This is a genomic window from Catenulispora rubra (genome assembly GCF_015356825.1).
GTDB lineage: Bacteria > Actinomycetota > Actinomycetes > Streptomycetales > Catenulisporaceae > Catenulispora > Catenulispora rubra.
The window spans coordinates 1-3,400 of the sequence record NZ_JAACYW010000516.1; the positions used below are offsets into that span (position 1 = coordinate 1).

Consider the following 3,400-nt stretch of genomic DNA (forward strand, 5'->3'; position numbering starts at 1 on the left):
GGGTGGTGGGGCCGGCCGGATGCGGCGCGGCGGCCGGCTTCGCGGCGCTCTTGGCCGGTCCGCAGCCGGCGACAGCGCCGAGGGCCAGGAGGGCGGCGGCCGCCAGGGCCGCCGATCGGTCACGCGCCATACTTCATCGTCCGCCGGGTCAGGGTCGCCGGAGGGCGGACGCGGGGGGCGCCTCACCCAGTTCGGTCACGTCTGGTCACTCTTCCGGAGCAGTGGTCACCACGACGCCCTCGGGTGTCAGGGCGACTGTGTGCTCCCAGTGTGCCGCCGGGGAGCCGTCCTTGGCCACGACCGTCCAGTCGTCGGCTAGGACCCGGGTCTTGTTCCTGCCCAGGGTCAGCATCGGCTCGATGGCGATCGCCATGCCGGTGGCCAGCACCGTGCGCTCGCCGCGGACCGGGTAGTTGAACACCATCGGGGCCATGTGCATGGCCGAGCCGATGCCGTGGCCGCCGTAGTCGCGGACGATGCCGTAGCGGCGGGGCTGGGTGCGGGTGTAGCCGTCGATCGCGGTGGAGACGTCGTTCAGCGCGACGCCCTCCTTCACCGCCTCGATGCCGGCCCACATGGCCTGCTCGGTGACCCGGGAGAGCTCGGCGAGTTCCGGGGCGACCTCGCCGACCGGGACGGTGATCGCGGCGTCGGCGTGCCAGCCCCGGGTGTTCCACCGGCCGGTGGCGGCCTGCGCGGGGTCGGCGGGGATGATCGCGCCGCAGTCGATGGAGATCAGGTCCCCCTCGCGCAGCACGCGCGAGCCGGGGATGCCGTGCACGATCTCCTCGTTGACCGAGGCGCAGATCGAGCCGGGGAAGTCGCCGTAGCCCAGGAACGACGGGGCGGCGCCGAGGGATCGGATGGACTCCTCGGCGATCCGGTCCAGCTCACCGGTGGTGATGCCCGGCCGGACCGCCGAGCGCAGCAGCGCCAGCGTCCGCGAGACGACCTTCCCCGCCTGCTTCATGGCCTCGAACTGCTCGGAGGTCTTCAGCTCGATGAGGCCGTCGTCGTCGCCGTGGGCGTGCATGTCTGGGATTTCCTTCGGGACTGCGGGAGGGGGCCGGCCGGTGTGGCTCAGCCGCGGGCGGCGTCGACCGCCGCGAAGGCGCGCTGGGTGATGACGTCGACCTCGCCGGTGGCGTCGATCGTGGTCAGCACACCCTGCTCGCGGTAGTAGTCGATGATCGGGGCGGTCTCGGCGGCGTAGACCTCGAGGCGGGTGCGGACCACGCCCTCGGCGTCGTCCGAGCGCTGGTAGAGCTCGCCGCCGCAGATCTCACACTTGTCGCCGGCCGAGGAAGGGCTGTAGTCGACATGGAAGATGTGCCCGGAGTCGTTGCGGCACAGCCGGCGGCCGGAGATCCGCTTGATCACCTCGTTGTTGTCGACCTCGAGGTCGAGCACCACGTCCAGGTAGGCCTTGCCGACCGACGCCGTGACGTCGTTGTCGGCCAGGATCTTGTCCAGCTCCTCGGCCTGGGCGACGTTGCGCGGGAAGCCGTCGAGCAGGAAGCCGTCGGCCGCGTCCGGCTGCGAGAGCCGGTCGCGGACGATGTCTATCGTGAGCTCGTCCGGGACCAACTGCCCGGCGTCCAGGTACTCCTTGGCCTGCACGCCGAGCGGGGTGCCCTGCGAGATGTTCATCCGGAAGATGTCGCCCGTGCTGATCTTCGGGACACCCAGGTGGCCGGCGATGAACGAGGCCTGGGTGCCCTTGCCCGCCCCCGGCGGTCCGACGAGAACGATACGCACTAGATGAGGAACCCTTCGGCGTCAGTGGGACGGACGGCCCGGTGCCGCCCGCGTCGGGTGAGGCGCATCGACGCCGTCGTCATCACCGCCGTCACCGCAGGAAGCCTTCGTAGTTGTGCTGCTGGAGCTGGGACTCGATCTGCTTCACCGTCTCCAGGCCGACGCCGACCATGATCAGGATGGTCGTGCCGCCGAACGGGAACTTGCCGCTGGCGTGCAGCTCGGCCAGGGCGATCATCGGGATGATCGCGATCACCGACAGGTACAGGGCGCCGGGCCAGGTGACGCGGGTCGAGACGTACTGCAGGTACTCGGCGGTCGGCTTGCCGGCGCGGATGCCGGGGATGAAGCCGCCGTACTTCTTCATGTTGTCCGCGATCTCGTCGGGGACGAAGGTGATCGAGACGTAGAAGAAGGCGAAGCCGAGGATCAGCAGGAAGTACGTGATGGAGTACGTCAGCGAGTAGCCGTTGGTGGTCATCCCGAACTCGCGGTTCACCCAGTGCGCCCACCCCTTCTGGGCGTTCGGGTTCGTGAAGTTCGCGAGCATCAGCGGGAGCTGCAGCAGCGAGGAGGCGAAGATGACCGGGATGACGCCGGCCTGGTTCACCTTCATCGGGATGTAGGTCGAGGACCCGCCGTACATGCGTCTGCCGACCATGCGCTTGGCGTACTGCACCGGGATGCGGCGCTGGCCCTGCTCGACGAAGACCACCGCGCCGACCATGATCATGCCCATCAGCAGCACGCCGAAGAACACCGGCCAGCCGTCCATGGTGGTGGAGCCCTGCTTGATGGACCACAGCGAGGACGGGAAGTTCGCGGTGATCGAGGTGAAGATCAGCAGCGACATGCCGTTGCCGATGCCGCGGTCGGTGATCAGCTCGCCGAGCCACATGATCAGCGTGGTGCCGGCGGTCAGCGTGATCACCATCACCGCCATGCCGATCCAGTCGACCTTGGTGAAGATGACGTTCGCGCCCTGGCAGCCCGGGCCCAGCAGGGCGGTCGGGTTGTTCTTCATCAGCGTGAGCATCGTGGTCGACTGCAGGATCGCCAGCCCGATGGTCAGGTACCGGGTGTACTGCGTGATCTTCGTCTGACCGGCCTGGCCCTCCTTCTTGAGGGCTTCCAGGCGCGGGATCACGACCGTCAGCAGCTGCAGGATGATCGACGCGGTGATGTAGGGCATGATGCCCAGCGCGAAGATCGACAGCTGCAGCAGCGCGCCGCCGGAGAACAGGTTGATCAGGCCCAGCGCACCGTTGCCCTGCCCGCTGGCCTTGCTGATCCCCACACACGCGCTCAGCGCCTTGGTGTCCACGCCCGGCGCCGGGATGTGGGCGCCCAGCCGGAACAGGGCCATGATGCCGAGCGTGAAGAGCAGCTTCTTGCGCAGGTCGGGCGTACGGAACGCCCGAGCGAATGCGGTGAGCATGGTCCTCCTGCGCCTTGACGCGACAGATTGTCAAAGGGTCCTGATGACCGCGCGCCGCGGGCTCTGCGCAGGTACGCGGGGCTCGGAGGGCACACGGGGTCGGGTCGGGGTGATGGCCGACCTGCGCCATCTTACGCATAGCAGGGAGGCGAAGGCGAGCGTCGGGTGGGAGGGTTCGGCGCACGGTGGCCGCGGGGTTACTGG

The 3,400-nt window shown here is 68.8% G+C and carries 3 protein-coding genes; all 3 read right to left on the reverse strand.

All coding sequences use genetic code 11. The features are described 5' to 3' along the window. Window positions 1-205: 205 nt before the first annotated feature. The gene (map, locus tag GWK61_RS53310; protein ID WP_194922020.1) at window positions 206-1,033 is read right to left on the reverse strand and encodes a type I methionyl aminopeptidase; all 828 of its coding nucleotides are present in this window, start codon (window positions 1,031-1,033) and stop codon (window positions 206-208) included. A 47-nt stretch (window positions 1,034-1,080) separates the two neighbouring features. After that, window positions 1,081-1,758 carry an adenylate kinase gene (locus tag GWK61_RS53315; RefSeq protein ID WP_194922022.1) on the reverse strand — a complete coding sequence of 226 codons (678 nt, stop codon included), beginning with the start codon at window positions 1,756-1,758 and terminating at the stop codon, window positions 1,081-1,083. Window positions 1,759-1,849: 91 nt separating this feature from the next. Next, entirely contained in the window at window positions 1,850-3,196 is a 1,347-nt protein-coding gene (gene secY, locus GWK61_RS53320) for a preprotein translocase subunit SecY (RefSeq protein WP_194922025.1), read from the reverse strand. Window positions 3,197-3,400 lie beyond the last annotated feature (204 nt).